We start from the raw sequence: 14744 nt of genomic DNA, 5'->3' as shown, positions 1-14744 counted from the left end.
GTGGGCGTACCAGGACTTGAACCTGGGGCCTCATCCTTATCAGGCATTCGGGCACCCCTGGTCATGGGCACTCCGGATGCTCTCACCTGCTGTTTTTGTCGCCCGGAGTCTCGGGATGTCGCTGGGTGATGCCGGATTCTGGCGCATCAGTGGCGCACGAGAGCGACCGCCACGCCTCGACGACCGGGTCGAACCGGTTGGGCGACAGGTGGGCGTAGCGCTGGGTGGTCTGGTAGCTCTCGTGCCCGAGCAGCTCCTGCACTCGGTACAGATCGACGCCGGAGATGACGAGCTGGCTCGCGGCGGTGTGCCGCATGTCGTTGGGGGTGCCGCGCCGCACGCGGTGCCGGACGTAGCCGCACCCTTCTTCTCGGCATTCGCCGTGCGTCTCCTCAGCGGCTGCCGGCGGATGCCCGCATAGGCGCGCCGCGGCCAGGGCGGGGTCCATGATGCGGTGCTGGAAATGCCGGTCATCGAGCCACGACCCGCCCGGCGCGGGGAACACCGGCGTCGCGTCGCTGATGGCCGCGCCGTTCAGGATCTCCTGCAGGGGATCCATCAGGTGCGGCGGGATCGGCACTGTCCGGTGCGACTTCTTCGACTTCGGGTAGCGCTTGATGCCCTTGCGGGTCCACACCTGGGTGACGTGCAGCAGTCCGCGGGGCCAGTCGACATCGGTCGTGGGCAGGCCCATCAGCTCGCCGGGGCGTAGCCCGACGTGGAGGTCGAGGTCGAGCGCGGTCCGGTACCGCGGGTCGGCCGCGGCGAGGATGGCGGACCGTTCCTCGGTCGACCAGTAGAACGGCGTCCGCGTCGGGGTCTTCGGACGCCCGACTTCGTGCACCGGGTTGTGGGAGATCCGCTTCGGCACTGCGGCCGACAGCATCGCCGAGAGGTAGTTCAGTGCCTTGATCTGCGCATGCGGACCGACGCCCGACTTCTCCATCTGTGCGCGCCAGGTCCGCACCGCCTCGACATCGATCGCCGCTAGCTTCCACCCCGCCCACTTCGGCTCGACGTGCACGCGCCACGTGGAGGTGTCCTGCGCGGCCGTCATCGCCTCCACGGTGCGCATGTCTAGCCAGACGGGGTGCCACTGGCCGAGGGTGAGGTGCCCGGCGCGCGGGTCCTGCCACACCTGCTGGTCGCGCGCCGTCTCCTGCTCGCGCGCCCACTGCTGCACAGTCTTCTTCAGGGGGTCGGTGCGGGTGTGCTTTTTCCCGTCGGCGCCGCGCACGGTCGCCTGCCACAGCCCTGACGGCAGACGTCGGATATAGGGCATATACAGTTCCTTCCGAGGTGTGTATCCCTCCGGGGCCGCCGCGGTCGCTTCGCGGCGGCCCCGCTTCATGGGTGCAGGCGCCGACCGTGCGGCCACGGGATGAGCAGGCCGCACGCCTCCATGATCGGGATCATGTGCAGCGGCAGCCGTTCGTGTGCCGGGTAGTGGCGATAGGCGGCGGCGAGCCCGTCAGCCTCCTTGATCGGGTCGACGCCGAAGGCGTCCACCAGCAGTCGCCACGCGCAGGGGTAGTCGTGGGCGAAGGTCTCGACGTAGGCGGGGAAGAGGTCGCCGCATCGTGCGTTGTGGCGCACGGTGATGGCCCACCACCGGGGGGCCACCTCTTCGACGAGATAGGGGCATCGGCGCGGGAGTCGCGCGCTGGTGATCGACAGCCGCGGCTGTGTGTCGGCGCCGCGACGCCAGTCGTGGAAACGGAATGTAGTCGGGGCAGGGGTCAATGCAGTGTCGGGCATGAGCTTCCCCCTCCGTGCTCGCCCGTATTGGGGGTCCCTTTACCAGGGTGAGAGGGAAAGCCTAATTCGCACGCGAGTGCGAATCCATACCTTTGCTAGCGTTTGACCTGCAAAAACCCCAATGTGCAGGCGATGTTGACAATGCGTGGCTGGTTTACGGATTTGGTGTCCGCATCCGGCCACTTGCTTTCAGCGACAATGTGAACCGGCCGCGCGTTCACCCGTCGTGCTCGCGCTCGCGGCGACGCCGCTCACGCGCAATCCGCGCCCGCTCCGCCTCCCAGGCGATCCGCGCCTGGTACTTCATGCTCTCCAGCACGGCCTGGATCGCCTCCTCTCCCTCCTCCTCGGTCATGTCGTCGGTGTCGGCCTGGAGGTCGCGGACGATGTAGGCGACCGTCTCGCCGATCGGCCCCTCGACCGGGCGGGTCTCGACGGTGTAGCGGCCTCCGGCGGGCTCGGCGGGGGGCTCGGGGTCGGGGTCGGGGTCGGGCGCGCGGTCGGCGTAGACCGCGGCGAGCCTCTGGTATCCGGCTGTGCGCGCCGCGGCCGCCATCAGCCCGGTGCGGGTGGGGTCTTCGGCGACGGCGGCGGCGAGAAGGCGGTCGAGGGCTTCATAGGACGGGCGGTGCCGGCCGGAGGCCCATCTGCTGATCTGGGAGCGGTGTATGCGTGCGCGGCGTGCCATGTCGTCGTGGGTGTAGCCGTAGGCGGTAGCGACGGCCGCGAGTGCGGCCGCGAATCCCTCCGGGGCCCAAGTATCACCGTGCATACAGCGCACACTACAGGTGTAACTACACAACGGGCAGCTACTTACCGGCACCGGTTTGGCAAGGCTTTCCTCTCCAAACCGTGAGTGCATACACCGCACACTACGCGCTAACATGTCGCCCTCCCGCGAAAAACCCAAGATCATTGTTGCGTGCACTCACATCACACGGGTAACGTGCGGTGCATGCACACACAAACCCGGTCACTACAGGCTGCACGGGTTGCGGTGCGCCGCACAGAGTGGAACCGCCGCATGACCGCGGCGGGCTACACCACACACGTCGCCCGCGGCCGCGCCCTCGGCGTCGACCGGACCACCGCCGCCCGCGTCGGCTCCGGCGACCTCCCACCCTCCGCGGCGATCATCGCCCGCGCCCTCCATCTCCTCGACCGCCGGTTCGACGACCTGTTCGTGGTCCTCCCCGACGACGGCGCCACCTGCCCCTGAACACGACGAAGCCCCCGCGCTGCCTGCCAAGCGTCCGCGGGGGCTCCCAAACCACTACTTCGTGAGGAGAGTCTACGTGCCCCACTCCGAACGCAGCGGCACGACGCTGCACACCATCCCCGCGACCGCGCGCCTGCTCGGCTGCCACCGGTCCCACGTCTACCGGCTCATCGCCCGCGGCGAACTGCGCGTCACCGACATCAAGTCGCCCACCTCGACGCGCACCAAGACCCGCGTCCCCGACTCCAGCATCCAGGAGTACAGCGACCGTCACGCCCGCACGGCGGTGACCGCATGAGTCTGCAGCCCTTCACCTTCCCTGACACCGGACAGCCGGTGCGGGTCGTCGAGATCGACGGCGACCCGTGGTTCGTCGGCCGCGACGCGGCCCTGATCCTCGGGCACGCCAACACCAGCGAAGCACTGAAGTACCACGTTCCCGCAGGTCACCGTAAGGGTAGCGAATCGCTACCCTTTTCTGACCTGGGACTTCACCCGCAAACGGTGTTGATCTCCGAGGCCGGTCTCTACCGGCTGATCATGCGCAGCAACACCCCCGCCGCCGAGCGGTTCCAGGAGTGGGTCACCGCCGAGGTGCTGCCGTCCATTCGCCGCACTGGGGGCTACGGGGCCGCCCCGGCAGTGCCGTCGGCGCCGCAGACCTACGCCGAGGCGCTGCGCGCCCTGGCCGACCAGCACGAGGCGACCGAGGTCGAGCGGCAGCGCGCGGCCGCGCTGGAGCCCGACGCCGAGTACACGCGCCGCACCGCCGACGCGGACGGGCTTCGCCTTGTCGGCCAGGTCGCCAAAGCGTGGGGGATGCAGGAGAAGCAGCTCCGCCAGTACCTCTACGCCGAAGGGCTGCTGATCCGCGGCGGCGCCCGCCGCAACGACCCCACCGCCTACGCCATCGAGCGCGAGTGGCTGGTGTCGAAGTCGCGGCTGGCCGGTCAGCCGGAACGCCGGACGTGGACCACCTACGTCACGCCGCGCGGCGAGGTCGGGATATGGCGGCGCCGCTACTCCCAGGGGCTGGAGGACCGCCCCCACCCGCCGTCCACGCAGCTCTCGCTCGTCGCCGGGGGGTCCTGATGACCGAGTTCGACCTGTTCCTGCTCGCCGGGACCGCGACCGTCGCCCTGCTCCTGGCGCTCGGTGTGCTCGCCGGGGTGGCCGGCGTCCGCCGCCGCGAGGTGTCCCGCCGCGTCGATGACCTCACCGAGCAGGCCACCACCGGCGACATCGACGCCCTGATCACCGCTATCCGCACCGACGACGAGGGGCAGACCCGATGACCACCACCCGCACCGGCGACAGCCTGCATGACGCGCACGCCATCCTCAACGGCGCCACCGGCGTCGACACGACCATGGTGGCGCTGGCGCGCGCCACCATCGCCGACCGCGCCGCCGGGGACGCCGCGGATCTTCTGGCCATGCTCGGCCTGGACCTGGCAACCGGCGGCCCCCGGGTGCGGCTGGCCGACCTCGACGAGCGGCCCGACCTGGAGCTGCCGCGGGCAGCCGAGGGCTCCAGCGCCGCGGCGCTGGTCGCCGACATGCCGCTGACGCCGCAGCAGCAGGCGTCCCGCGCCCGCGCCCGCCAGGTGGTCGAGGCCGCGGTCCGCCACCACCTGGCAGAGCTGGGCTGGCCCCAGGCCGACATCGACCTGGCCGTGGCCGACCTCGACGGGGGTGAGGGCTGATGATCAGCCGACGCTTCACGCACCGCGACCCGGTGGCCGTGCTGCGGCGCCTGCTCGGCGACCGGTGGGCCAACCGCCGCCGCATCACCGCGCTGTGGCCCAACCCCGTCGACGACTGGGACGCCATCCACCAGGCCAATCGCGACGGCTACGAGATCGGGATCGCTCTCGGCTCCGAAGGACCCGACCACGACGAGCGGGTGCGCGCCGCGCGCCGCCACCTGACCACGGCGGTCCGCCACGCCATCGCGGCGCTGCAGGACGTCCAGGCATGGCACGGCACCACGGACGACGCCGAGCCAGCTGACCGACGCCATGCACGCCCTCGGCAAATCCCGGGCGGCCCTGCCCTCCCCGCCCCGCGACACCACGGGAGACCCGTCATGAGCCCCCGCGACCTCCAACACCTCGGCCTCGTGACCGACCGTCTCGACACCGCCGAGGAAGGCGTCATCGAGGCCGACCAGGACGCGCAGCAGGCCATGCGGGCGTCCCGCGAGCTGACCGAGGGCGACTGCGGCGGCGACTGCTGCGGCATCGACACCCCCGACCTGGTCCACGAGCTGGCCGCCGCGCAACGCCACCTCCGCAACGCGACCCGCCTCGTGCGGTTGCACCGGATGCGGGTCGACGCCCTCCGCGAGGACGCAGAGGGATGACCGGCAGCGGCGCCGGCTGGCCCGACGAGGACACCCGCCACCTCCTGGACTGGGTCGCCGCCTACCTCCGCGACCTCGGCGTGGCCGACGCGGACGACCACGCGATGGCGATCGTCGTCCAGGCCCGGTGGATGGGGTGGCGGCCCACCGACGTGCAGCACCCGCCTGCGTGGCGCGGCGCCGCCCACCACCGCGCGGCCCCGGACACCGCCCGCGCCACGGCCGCTCAGATCCGCGCGGCGCTGGGCTGGCTCCCCACCGACACCCCCGACGACTCCACGGGAGATGAGACGCCATGACCGCACCGACCGACATGAACCGCGACCAGGTCGCCGCCGAGCTCTACCGCGTCCACGCCATGACCCACGACCTCCCCGCCCCCTGGGACCAGGTGCCCGACAACGTCCGCGACCGGTTCCTGCAGGTCGCTGACGGCCTGCTCGCCCGCACCGTCGTCCTCGCCCGCACCCGCACCGGCCCGGCCGACGCCGCCGACTACCTGACCGCCTCCACGGTCGAGGCGGTGGACCAGGCCACCGAGCACGCCGCCGACAGCCTGCGGCGCGCCCGCGAGCTCGGCGTGGCGAGCTACTACCAGACCAGCGTGACGGCCGACGAGTCCACTCTCGTCCAGATGATCGTGCAGGCCTGGATTTCCGGCCACCGCACCGCCTCGGCGGCCGCCTCCGGCGTGCTGGACGACCTCGCCGCCGCCCGCACCGACGCCGACCGGGCAACCACAGCACTGGAGGCGGTCCAGGCCAGCGTCGCCGACATGAACACCCGCACCGAGCAGGGACTGACCATCACCGTCGAGGTCCCCGGCGAGGTGCCCGTGCCCGGCCGCGCCCCGCTGCCCGACTCCTACACTGCCGACATCTACGCCCACCACCTGGGCGGCAAGGTGCGGCTGGTCGACCTCAACGACGGCGAACGCATCGCGGACCTGGACTACGACACCGTGCGCGCCCTGGTGCCCTACCTGCTCGCCCTCGTCCGCGACCACGACCAGGCGCCCGCCACCAAGCGCGACCGCGCCATCCGCCAGTTCGCCGAGCGCGCCCACGTGGAGCTGTGCGGCGGCACCGCCGAGGCCGCGGCGGGCTGCGACCACTGCCAGGACTTCGCCGCGTTCGCCGTCGACCGATTCGCCGCCCAGGCCGACGCCGACGCCGCATAGTCCGGCCGCGCGCCGGGCGGGCCGGCCACCAGACCCCCGCCCGGCGCGCGGCTCCCACTGGAAAGGGACCCCGTGCCCCGCACCCGTAATCACAGCAGCGCGAAGAAGGCCGGCGCCCGTTTCGAGCGGCAGGTCGCCGACTACCTCGCCGCCCACGTCGACGACCGCATCGACCGCCGCGCCAAGACGGGCGCGCAGGACCGCGGCGACATCACCGGGCTGCGCCACCTCGGCCAGCGCCTAATCGTCGAGTGCAAGGACACCACCGCCTGGAAACCGGCCACCTGGCTTGCTGAGGCCGAAACCGAGCGCGGCAACGACGACGCCACCGCCGCCCTGGTGGTGGCCAAGCGCCGCGGGCTCTCCGCGCCGGGCGACCAGCTCGTGATGCTCACGCTCGCCGACCTCGTCGCGCTGCTCACCGCCGCCCGCGACCACATCGACCCCACACCGGAGACCAACGATGCCTAAGCCGCGCGTGAAGACCGCCCCCACCGACGCCGAGAAGCGCCGGCTGTGGGCCGAGCACATCGCCGCCCTCGTCGCCCGCGGCCGCCACCAGGTCCCGCCGCTGAACTGGCGCGACCGGGCCGCCTGCGCGGACAACACCCATCCGGACCTGTGGGTGCCGTTCTCGCGGCAGGCGGGCGTCAACGCCGAGGCGGCACGTGTCTGCGACTGGTGCCCGGCCCGCACCGACTGCCTGGTGGCGGCGCTGCTCGACCCGTCCGAGCTGGGTGTGCGCGCTGGGCTCAACGAGTCCACCGTCAACCGCCTGCGCACCCGCCTCGGCACCACCGACCAGTAGCCAGCCGCCCATCACGACCACAGAAAGGGGTGTGTGACGTGGGGTTCAAGCTGTACCGCCACGTGTTCGACCACGCCCCCGACGGCCTCGACTCCGCTGCCCGGCTGGTGCTGCTGGCGATCGCCGACGACGCCAACGACGAGACCCGCGAGTCGCTGTACCTCGGCCAGGAGCTGCTGTGCCACCGCACCGGCCTGACCCCGGCGACGCTGAAGAAGGCTCTCCAGCGCCTCGCCACGGCGGGCTACGAGCTGCGGCAGCCCATCGGCACGGACGCGGTCGGGAGGCCGATCTACGCGCTGAAGGGGCATCACACGGTCTACCGGGTGCCGGTGTTCCCGGAGCGGTCCGACGTCCCCGCGAAGGGGGGAAGCAGTTCCCCCCTTCGCGGCCCAGCGGCCACGGAAAGGGGGGAACAGGTTCCCGAAAGGGGGGAACACGTTCCCTCAAAGGGGGGAAGCAGTTCCCCCCCAAGTCCTCAGTCTCCTCAGGACTCTCCTCAGTCTGTCCCGCGCGAGGACGCTGCAACGGCAGCCGCCGAGGAACTGGGCGCGGCGACGGGACGGACAGTCACACCGGAGTGGGGACGGCGCGTCGCTGAGGACCTGCTCGCTGCCGCTCGCGGCCCTCTGCGCGACGAGGCCGCCTACGTCCGCAAGGCGATCCGCAAGCGCGCCGAGCAGAACCGCACGAAGGACCTGCTGCCGACTCCCACACCGGCCAGCGCGCGGGACCTCCCGGCGGAGGTGCCGGTGCTGCCCGCACCCGCCCCGCCCGTCGAGGAGGCCCCGTGCGGCCACGGCTGGCCCGCCGACGACGCCGACGGCTGCTTCCGGTGCGCCCAGGAGCGGGCCGCTGAGCCCGCCCCAGGGCCGCCAGAGGACACCCGCCCCGACCTCACCGTCCACACCGGCCACAACCGCCCCAGCGGCCGCCACACGCCCGGCCAGGCCCCGCTACTGACCACCGTCCCCGCCGCCACCGACAACCAGGCCCCGGCGGCGCCCCGCACACCCAAGGAATGGGCCGCACTCGCCCGCGCCGGACTCGCCACCGGCACCGACAACACCCAGTAGGAGCACCAGTGACCTACCGCCCCGACCGCATCGCAGCCAACGTGGAAGCAGCCGCGAACGAGGTCACCCGCCTCTGCAACGGCGGCCGGTGGAAGATGACCATCCCCGCCGAGACCAACGACAGCGACGTGCTGATCAGTGAGGCCCTCACCGAGACCGATGTCCTCACGCGCGAGGTGGCGCGGCTGACCGCCGAGCGGGACCGTTACCGCACCGCCTGGGCATCCGCCCGCCGCGGCCGCGCCCTCGCCCGCTCCATCGCCCGCACTGGCGCCACGACCACCGGGGCCGCCTGGCTGCAACGGTTCGCCTGGCTGCAGGGCTACCAATGGGCGCTCGCGCACCTGGACGACGACGCCGTGCAGGCCGACCGCCGGCGCCTCACCGCCGACACCTCCGACCTGCCCTACCAGGTCGGCGACAAGGTCCGCCGCATCGACAGCGACGACGACCGCGTCCGCAAGGTGACCGCGCTCGTGCTCGTCGGACCGAACCGCGGCCACCTCTACCTCGACGGCGGCACCACTTGGGGACACGGCCCCACCGACCCGGCCCGCTACGTGGCCGCAGACGAGACCGCCGAGGACGCCCGGTGAGCGCGGCCTACGTCCGCCGGACCTACAGCGTCCCCGCGAAACGCGGCATGCGGGTGACCGTGGACGGCCAACCAGGGGTGATCACCAGCTTCCGGGGCGGCCAACTGAACGTGCGGCTCGATGGCCAACGGCATCCCGTGCCCGCGCACCCGACCTGGCGCGTGGAGTACCTGACCGAGGACGCCGCCGGGTGACCGCCCTCGTCGACGCCCGGTGGGCGCTCACCCCGCCACCGGGCCCCCGCCCCTCCCGATCCCTTACCTGCCACACCTGCCGCCGTCCCACCCGAGCCGGGACCGTCCGGTGCCGCAGCTGTAGGGACCGCCGCTTCTCCGCAGTCATCCACCTCTGAAAGGACCAGACCATGAGCACCACCGAGCAGCCCGCCGAGTTCGCCACACCCAGCCTCGACGCCATCACCCGCGAGATCGACGACGAGCGACAGCGCCAGCTCACCAAGTGGGGCGACCAACACCACCCCGTCCACTCCGGCGACGCGACCACCCGCCGCCGATCCCGTGCGCTCTTCGCCACATACGCCTCCAACTACCGCGAGTTCAACGACGGCAACTTCGACCCGCGCGACCCCGACCCCCGCAAGGACTGGGCCGGAATCGTGCTGGAAGAGGTCTACGAGGCGCTCGCCGAAGAAGACCCCGCGAAGGTCCGCGCCGAGCTGGTCCAAGCAGCCGCCGTCATCTGCGCATGCGTGGCCGACCTCGACAGTCGCACCGACGGCGCCTGACCCCGCGGGGCGCTGCCCGCCCGGCGCCCCGCACACCCCACCACCCACCCACCACCCAGGGGGCACACCGATGAGCACCGACCCGGCCGCAGCCGCCTACGACGCCCTCGCGGCATACGAGGCCCTCGACGCGCTCGCGGGGCGCCTCGCCGAGCTACGCCGGCGCCTGCAGGCCGGATACCGCACCGAGTCCACCCACACCACCCCCGGCCCGGACCAGCTCGCCGCCCGCGGAGCCCAGCACCACCAGGAGCGCGCCGACGCCCTCGCGCAGATGGCCGCCAACCCCCACGCCCCCGCACCCATCGGCACCAGCCCCGCACCGCTCGACCTCACCCTCCTCGACACCACGCGGGATATCGAACTCGACCTCGCCGACCTCGAAGGCGCGGTGATCGACCGGGTCGCCCCCGCGCTGACCCCCGCCGCCGGCACCCAGGCGCGCATCCTCCGCATCAAGGACCTGCTCGGCAAAGCCGCCCAAGACGCGGACCTCGCCCGGCACGTCGCCGCCGAAGCCCGCCGCCTCACCCAGCGCGCCGCCGCCGTCCTCGGCGAACACGAACCGCCCGTGCGCCTCACCACCATCCGGTGCCCGCTGTGCGACTGCCTGTCCCTGCGCCTGCGCCAGGACGCCGACCTCGTCGAGTGCTTCAACCCGAAGTGCACCTGCGTCGACTTCCTGTGCGGCTGCACCGACGTCCCCCGCCGCACCCGCCACCAATGGCCAGCCACCCACTGGCCCGACCTCGCCACGAAGGGAGCGGCATGAGCGACATCGGGGTGACCGCCGCCGAAGCCGCCGTGCAGGTGGGAGTCACCCGCGCGACCATCGACACCTGGGTCCACCGCGGCCACCTCACCCCCATCCCCGACACCAGTCCGCGCCGCTACTGGCTGACCGACGTGTTCGCCGCCGAATCCGGACGACAGCGGACAATGCGGCGCCCGAAACGCCCTGCTACGATTGCGAAAGATCAACCGCCGTAGCGGAGCTGTATCCAAGGCCCGGTCGAGCGCCCTCCCGCTCCCGGGCCTTTCGCATGCCCACAGACGTGTCCGGCAGACCACCAGCCCCTCCCGGCGGTCACCGTCCCCTGCCGGACACACCCTCGTCCCGGCCCCGGCTCCGCGCCCAGTGGGGGTGCGCGTCGAGCCGGGCCGGGACCCACAGACCCCGCGGTGCGGGGAGCGTGCGGGCATGGGGAAAGGGCCGCCCCGGGCATGGAAAACCCGGGGCGGCCCCGTCACGAACCGGCGCTCGAACGACTCTTCATAGAGGGTTGCTCCTACGGCCGCCTCGGCACCTGTGACCCGAGGCGGCCGCGCCACTCACTCCTTCGGGCGCTGCGCGGACGTCACCGGGTCCGACCCCATCCACACGCCCAGCAGCAGCACCACACCCGCGGCGATCGCGCCCGGACCCAACGGGTCAACCACCGCCACCGGATCCAGCAGCGCCGCATCCGCGGCGTTAAGCGACAGCACCAACATGAGGCCGCCAGCCGCCACCAGAGCGACCCCGACCGTGCCCATGATCCACGAAGCAGACATGACGTTCCTCCTAGAGCCGCTGGGCGATGAACGCGAACTCGTCCGGGGTGACCGCGCCCCTGTCGCGCAGCGCCCGCAGCAGATCGAACGTCGGCACCTGCCCGAGCGGGTCACCCGCGGGCGGGGATCCCACAGGTACTCCACCAGCTTGCGGAGTTCTCGGCCCGCGCCGATCCGGCTGGACATCCTGTCCCGCGCCGCCGCGATATCCGGGCGCAGCTCAACATCGGCCATGGGGCCCTCCTTGGGGATCACAGGGGATTTCGGCCAACGGTAGGCCGCCCCACCCGCCAGCCACCGGGCATGGCCACCACAGGCCACCACGCCAACCACACGCCCTAGCGCGCGTCCTCTGGAGGACCGAATGCGCCCCTCACTGGCACTGTTCGCCTACGCCCACCTCCCCACGCACCTCCAAGCGGTCAGCCGTCCCTTCGCGGACCTCGCACACCACCTCGTGGCCACCCTCCCCGCGGACAGCGTCGAGGTGGACGTCGCACTCCGGAAGTTGCTGGAATCGAAGGACGCCGCCGTCCGCGCCGCCGTGGAGGCCGCGTGAGCGACCCCACCACCGCGCCGCCCACCCAAGCCGAGGCCCGCTCCGAAGCCGCCCGCCTCCTGCGCGACGCCGAAACCGTCCTCGACCGCGACCTCATGGGCTACTACATCCAACTCGCCCAGTGCTGGGTCAACCTCGCCAGCCTGGACGAGGACGACGCCACATCCGCCTGATGAGCCCGCGCCGTAGACCCCTCCGGGTGTGCCCCACCCCAGGGTGCCCAGAACTGACCCCCGGGGGGAGGTGTGGGGGGTGCCAGGCCAAGGCCGCCCAGGACCGCCCCACCGCCCGCCAGAAGGGCTACAACCGCCGGTGGGAACGCACCCGCACCGCCTACCTCCACGAGCACCCCTACTGCGAGTGCGACCAGTGCGCCGCGCTGCCCGTGCTGCTGCGGCCACTGGCTGAGCACGTCCACCACAAGGACGGCCTCGGCCCCCTCGGGCCTAGGGGCCATGACTGGGACAACCTTCAGGCGCTCACACACTCGCACCACTCACGCGAGACAGCACACGACCAACCCGGCGGCTGGCACGCCGACCACTACTAACACTCTGACCTGCACAAACACCAGGCGCGCAACGCGCCAACATGCGTGCAGAGTTTTCGCAGGTCAGGTGGGGGGTGACCCCCTCCGGGGGGTGCCCTTGGGGAACGCCGGGGAGGGCGATTTCCATCTGTACGGGTTCCCAGGATCCGAACCGCCGCGCAACGCGGCGCGCTTGACGATGCCCCGCAACGGGGCGCGGAGGTGAACCATGTCGGGACCGCCCCCCAAGCCGGCGGCCATGCGCCAGCGCCGCAACAAGACCTCGACCGCACGCCGGTTGTCCGCCGAGCTGCCGAAGGACTTCACCGCGCCGGAGCTGCCCGATGTCGGTGAGCGCGAGTGGCTGCCGCAGACCCGCGCGTGGTGGGCGGACGTGTGGTCCTCTCCTATGGCGCCGGAGTTCATCGACGGGCACGCCGACATCCACGGGCTGTACATGCTGGCGCTGCTGGTGGACGACTTCTGGCGCACGGGGTCGCGGGAGCTGGCCGCGGAGATCCGGCTGCAGCGGACCGCCTTCGGCCTGACTCCGATCGACCGGCGCCGCCTGCAGTGGGAGATCGAGCGCACCGAGGAAGCCCAAGACCGTGGGAACCGTCGGCGCGGTACGCCGCCTGCTGGCGGGACGGACGGGCAGGAGCCGCCGGAGGATCCGCGGTCGGTCCTGTACGCGGTCTGAGCCGCCGCCATGGCGACTCTGATCGTGCCCGCCCGCGACGAGGAGTCATGGCCCACCCTGGGCCCGCAGGTCTGCAGCCTCCTGGAGGAGCGCGCCGTCCACGGGCCGGGCGACCTTCGCGGCCGCGACTACACGCTGGACGTGGAGAAGCGGGCGCTGATCTACCGGTGGTACGAGGTGTACCCGAAGGGGCACCCGCGCGCCGGGAAGCGCCGGTTCAAGCGGTGCGGGCTCAGCGTGCGCAAGGGGACGGCTAAGACCGAGCTCGCCGCGGCGGTCGCCTTCGCCGAGCTCCACCCCGAGGCGCCCGTCCGCTGCGACGGGTTCGACGCCCACGGCCAGCCGGTCGGGGTGCCGGTCGTCGACCCCTACATCCCGATGGTGGCCTACACCGAGGAGCAGACCGAAGACCTCGCCTACGCCGCCCTGTTGGTGATGGTCACCGAAGGGCACGACGCCGACTTGTTCGACGCTGGCCTGGAGCGCATCATGCGCGCCGGCGGCGACGGGAAGGCGGTCGCCCTGGCGGCCGCGCCCGATAGCCGTGATGGTGCGCGGACGACCTGGCAGCACTTCGACGAGACCCACCGGTTCGTGCTCCCGCGGCTGCGCGAGGCGCACCAGACCATGCAGGCCAACATCCCCAAGCGGCAGTTGGCGGACCCCTGGAGCCTGGAGACCACCACCACCTACACGCCCGGCGAGGGCTCGGTGGCCGAGGGGACGCACGAGTACGCCGAGCTGATCCACCAGGGCAAGGTCAAAGACCGGACCCTGTTCTTCTTCCACCGGGAAGCCGTCGCACGCGACGACGAGGACTTCACCGACCCCGCCCAGCTGCACGCCGCGGTGCGCGAAGCCTCCGGCCCCGCCATCGCATCCTGGCCCGACTTCGACGGCCAGGTCGAGCAGATCGCGTCCCTGTACAACCAGCCCGACACGGACCGGTCCTACTGGGAGCGCGTCTGGCTCAACCGCCGGGTGCGCGCGGGCAACCAGGCGTTCGACGCCGGCCGGTGGGACGAGCTGGCCCGCGACCACGGGCTGATCTCCCCCAACCGGCTGGTCACCGTCGGGTTCGACGGGGCCCGCTTCGCCGACGCCACCGGGATCGTGATCACCGACGTGGCCACCGGATACCAGCAGCTCTATGCCGGCTGGGAGACCGACGGGTCCGCCGACTGGGAGGTTCCCGAAGACGAGGTGCACGAGGCCATGGCCGAGGTGTTCGGCCGGTGGCAGGTATGGCGCCTCTACGCTGACCCGCCCTACTGGGAGTCCGAGGTCAACGCCTGGTCGGGCACCTACGGCGAGAAGCGCGTGCAGCCGTGGTGGACCAACCGGCTCAAGCCGACCGCGTATGCGATGCGGGCCTACCGCACCGCGATGGTCACCGGCGCGGTCACGCACGACGGCGGCCGGGCGCTGCGCGACCACATCGGCAACGCAAGGCGTCGCGAGCTGAAGATGCTCGACGACGAGGCGCGCCCGCTGTGGGTGATCCGCAAGGAGCGGCCCGACAGCCCGTTCAAGATCGACTACGCCATGGCCGGAGCGTTGAGCTGGGAGGCCCGCGGGGACGCGATCGCCGCCGGCGCGCGCCCGCGCGACTCCTACGTCTACACATCCTCGACGACCAGGACCAGGAGGTGACTC

General features: G+C 72.0%; 26 protein-coding genes. 21 read left to right on the top strand and 5 right to left on the bottom strand.

Annotated features, from left to right (window positions below):
- Nucleotides 1-82 precede the first annotated feature (82 nt).
- From RM446_RS23495 to RM446_RS23485, 3 genes are all read right to left on the bottom strand, one after another.
- The gene (locus tag RM446_RS23495; protein WP_311547616.1) at nucleotides 83-1351 is read right to left on the bottom strand and encodes a tyrosine-type recombinase/integrase; all 1269 of its coding nucleotides are present in this window, start codon (nucleotides 1349-1351) and stop codon (nucleotides 83-85) included.
- Nucleotides 1348-1758, bottom strand: a complete 411-nt coding sequence (locus RM446_RS23490) for a hypothetical protein (protein WP_311547615.1) — start codon at nucleotides 1756-1758, stop codon at nucleotides 1348-1350. Before RM446_RS23490 ends, RM446_RS23495 begins: the two co-directional genes overlap by 4 nt.
- A gap of 217 nt (nucleotides 1759-1975) precedes the next feature.
- Nucleotides 1976-2530 (bottom strand): helix-turn-helix domain-containing protein, encoded by a 555-nt coding sequence (locus tag RM446_RS23485; RefSeq protein WP_311547614.1) that lies wholly within the window; start codon nucleotides 2528-2530, stop codon nucleotides 1976-1978.
- Nucleotides 2531-2782: 252 nt separating this feature from the next.
- On the opposite strand from RM446_RS23485, the gene RM446_RS23480 reads away from it, so the two are divergent.
- The 16 genes from RM446_RS23480 (at nucleotide 2783) to RM446_RS23405 (ending at nucleotide 10736) form a co-directional block, all read left to right on the top strand.
- Complete coding sequence (locus tag RM446_RS23480) at nucleotides 2783-2977, top strand: hypothetical protein (RefSeq protein ID WP_311547613.1); 195 nt, start codon at nucleotides 2783-2785, stop codon at nucleotides 2975-2977.
- Nucleotides 2978-3053: 76 nt separating this feature from the next.
- Nucleotides 3054-3275, top strand: coding sequence for a helix-turn-helix domain-containing protein (locus tag RM446_RS23475; protein ID WP_311547612.1), 222 nt, complete (start codon nucleotides 3054-3056; stop codon nucleotides 3273-3275).
- On the top strand, nucleotides 3272-4069 hold the full coding sequence (locus RM446_RS23470) for a phage antirepressor (RefSeq protein ID WP_311547611.1): 798 nt from the start codon (nucleotides 3272-3274) through the stop codon (nucleotides 4067-4069). Before RM446_RS23475 ends, RM446_RS23470 begins: the two co-directional genes overlap by 4 nt.
- Complete coding sequence (locus tag RM446_RS23465; RefSeq protein WP_311547610.1) at nucleotides 4069-4272, top strand: hypothetical protein; 204 nt, start codon at nucleotides 4069-4071, stop codon at nucleotides 4270-4272. Before RM446_RS23470 ends, RM446_RS23465 begins: the two co-directional genes overlap by 1 nt.
- Nucleotides 4269-4682, top strand: coding sequence for a hypothetical protein (locus RM446_RS23460; protein WP_311547609.1), 414 nt, complete (start codon nucleotides 4269-4271; stop codon nucleotides 4680-4682). Before RM446_RS23465 ends, RM446_RS23460 begins: the two co-directional genes overlap by 4 nt.
- The gene (locus tag RM446_RS23455) at nucleotides 4682-5341 is read left to right on the top strand and encodes a hypothetical protein (RefSeq protein ID WP_311547608.1); all 660 of its coding nucleotides are present in this window, start codon (nucleotides 4682-4684) and stop codon (nucleotides 5339-5341) included. The genes RM446_RS23460 and RM446_RS23455 overlap by 1 nt, the downstream gene beginning before the upstream one ends.
- The gene (locus tag RM446_RS23450) at nucleotides 5338-5640 is read left to right on the top strand and encodes a hypothetical protein (RefSeq protein ID WP_311547607.1); all 303 of its coding nucleotides are present in this window, start codon (nucleotides 5338-5340) and stop codon (nucleotides 5638-5640) included. The genes RM446_RS23455 and RM446_RS23450 overlap by 4 nt, the downstream gene beginning before the upstream one ends.
- Nucleotides 5637-6521 (top strand): hypothetical protein, encoded by an 885-nt coding sequence (locus tag RM446_RS23445; protein WP_311547605.1) that lies wholly within the window; start codon nucleotides 5637-5639, stop codon nucleotides 6519-6521. Before RM446_RS23450 ends, RM446_RS23445 begins: the two co-directional genes overlap by 4 nt.
- Nucleotides 6522-6593: 72 nt before the next feature.
- Nucleotides 6594-6992, top strand: coding sequence for a putative PDDEXK endonuclease (locus tag RM446_RS23440; RefSeq protein WP_311547604.1), 399 nt, complete (start codon nucleotides 6594-6596; stop codon nucleotides 6990-6992).
- Entirely contained in the window at nucleotides 6985-7329 is a 345-nt protein-coding gene (locus RM446_RS23435) for a WhiB family transcriptional regulator (RefSeq protein ID WP_311547603.1), read from the top strand. The genes RM446_RS23440 and RM446_RS23435 overlap by 8 nt, the downstream gene beginning before the upstream one ends.
- Before the next feature lie 38 nt (nucleotides 7330-7367).
- Complete coding sequence (locus RM446_RS23430) at nucleotides 7368-8405, top strand: helix-turn-helix domain-containing protein (protein ID WP_311547602.1); 1038 nt, start codon at nucleotides 7368-7370, stop codon at nucleotides 8403-8405.
- An 8-nt stretch (nucleotides 8406-8413) separates the two neighbouring features.
- Nucleotides 8414-9001, top strand: a complete 588-nt coding sequence (locus RM446_RS23425) for a hypothetical protein (RefSeq protein WP_311547601.1) — start codon at nucleotides 8414-8416, stop codon at nucleotides 8999-9001.
- Nucleotides 8998-9195, top strand: a complete 198-nt coding sequence (locus RM446_RS23420) for a hypothetical protein (RefSeq protein WP_311547600.1) — start codon at nucleotides 8998-9000, stop codon at nucleotides 9193-9195. Before RM446_RS23425 ends, RM446_RS23420 begins: the two co-directional genes overlap by 4 nt.
- A 170-nt stretch (nucleotides 9196-9365) precedes the next feature.
- Nucleotides 9366-9746 (top strand): hypothetical protein, encoded by a 381-nt coding sequence (locus RM446_RS23415; RefSeq protein WP_311547599.1) that lies wholly within the window; start codon nucleotides 9366-9368, stop codon nucleotides 9744-9746.
- Between the two features lie 70 nt (nucleotides 9747-9816).
- The gene (locus tag RM446_RS23410; RefSeq protein ID WP_311547598.1) at nucleotides 9817-10518 is read left to right on the top strand and encodes a hypothetical protein; all 702 of its coding nucleotides are present in this window, start codon (nucleotides 9817-9819) and stop codon (nucleotides 10516-10518) included.
- Nucleotides 10515-10736 (top strand): hypothetical protein, encoded by a 222-nt coding sequence (locus tag RM446_RS23405; RefSeq protein ID WP_311547597.1) that lies wholly within the window; start codon nucleotides 10515-10517, stop codon nucleotides 10734-10736. Before RM446_RS23410 ends, RM446_RS23405 begins: the two co-directional genes overlap by 4 nt.
- Before the next feature lie 342 nt (nucleotides 10737-11078).
- On the opposite strand, the gene RM446_RS23400 is transcribed toward RM446_RS23405, so the two are convergent.
- Nucleotides 11079-11300: a hypothetical protein gene (locus tag RM446_RS23400; RefSeq protein ID WP_311547596.1), complete on the bottom strand. Its 222-nt coding sequence runs from the start codon at nucleotides 11298-11300 to the stop codon at nucleotides 11079-11081.
- 10 nt (nucleotides 11301-11310) lie between these two features.
- Complete coding sequence (locus RM446_RS23395; RefSeq protein ID WP_311547595.1) at nucleotides 11311-11433, bottom strand: hypothetical protein; 123 nt, start codon at nucleotides 11431-11433, stop codon at nucleotides 11311-11313.
- A 231-nt stretch (nucleotides 11434-11664) separates the two neighbouring features.
- On the opposite strand from RM446_RS23395, the gene RM446_RS23390 reads away from it, so the two are divergent.
- The 5 genes from RM446_RS23390 to RM446_RS23370 all read left to right on the top strand — a co-directional run bounded on the left by RM446_RS23390 (nucleotide 11665) and on the right by RM446_RS23370 (nucleotide 14741).
- Entirely contained in the window at nucleotides 11665-11859 is a 195-nt protein-coding gene (locus RM446_RS23390; RefSeq protein WP_311547594.1) for a hypothetical protein, read from the top strand.
- Nucleotides 11856-12032, top strand: coding sequence for a hypothetical protein (locus tag RM446_RS23385; protein WP_311547593.1), 177 nt, complete (start codon nucleotides 11856-11858; stop codon nucleotides 12030-12032). Before RM446_RS23390 ends, RM446_RS23385 begins: the two co-directional genes overlap by 4 nt.
- A gap of 26 nt (nucleotides 12033-12058) precedes the next feature.
- Nucleotides 12059-12409, top strand: a complete 351-nt coding sequence (locus RM446_RS23380) for an HNH endonuclease signature motif containing protein (protein ID WP_311547592.1) — start codon at nucleotides 12059-12061, stop codon at nucleotides 12407-12409.
- 208 nt (nucleotides 12410-12617) lie between these two features.
- Nucleotides 12618-13088 carry a phage terminase small subunit gene (locus RM446_RS23375; RefSeq protein ID WP_311547591.1) on the top strand — a complete coding sequence of 157 codons (471 nt, stop codon included), beginning with the start codon at nucleotides 12618-12620 and terminating at the stop codon, nucleotides 13086-13088.
- A 9-nt stretch (nucleotides 13089-13097) separates the two neighbouring features.
- Nucleotides 13098-14741 carry a hypothetical protein gene (locus RM446_RS23370; RefSeq protein ID WP_311547590.1) on the top strand — a complete coding sequence of 548 codons (1644 nt, stop codon included), beginning with the start codon at nucleotides 13098-13100 and terminating at the stop codon, nucleotides 14739-14741.
- Nucleotides 14742-14744: the final 3 nt, after the last annotated feature.

Source organism: Streptomonospora wellingtoniae, assembly GCF_031845375.1.
Taxonomy (GTDB): Bacteria; Actinomycetota; Actinomycetes; order Streptosporangiales; family Streptosporangiaceae; genus Streptomonospora; species Streptomonospora wellingtoniae.
The sequence above is the reverse complement of the archived record's forward strand: the minus strand, read 5'-3'. Positions and strand labels throughout refer to the sequence as shown.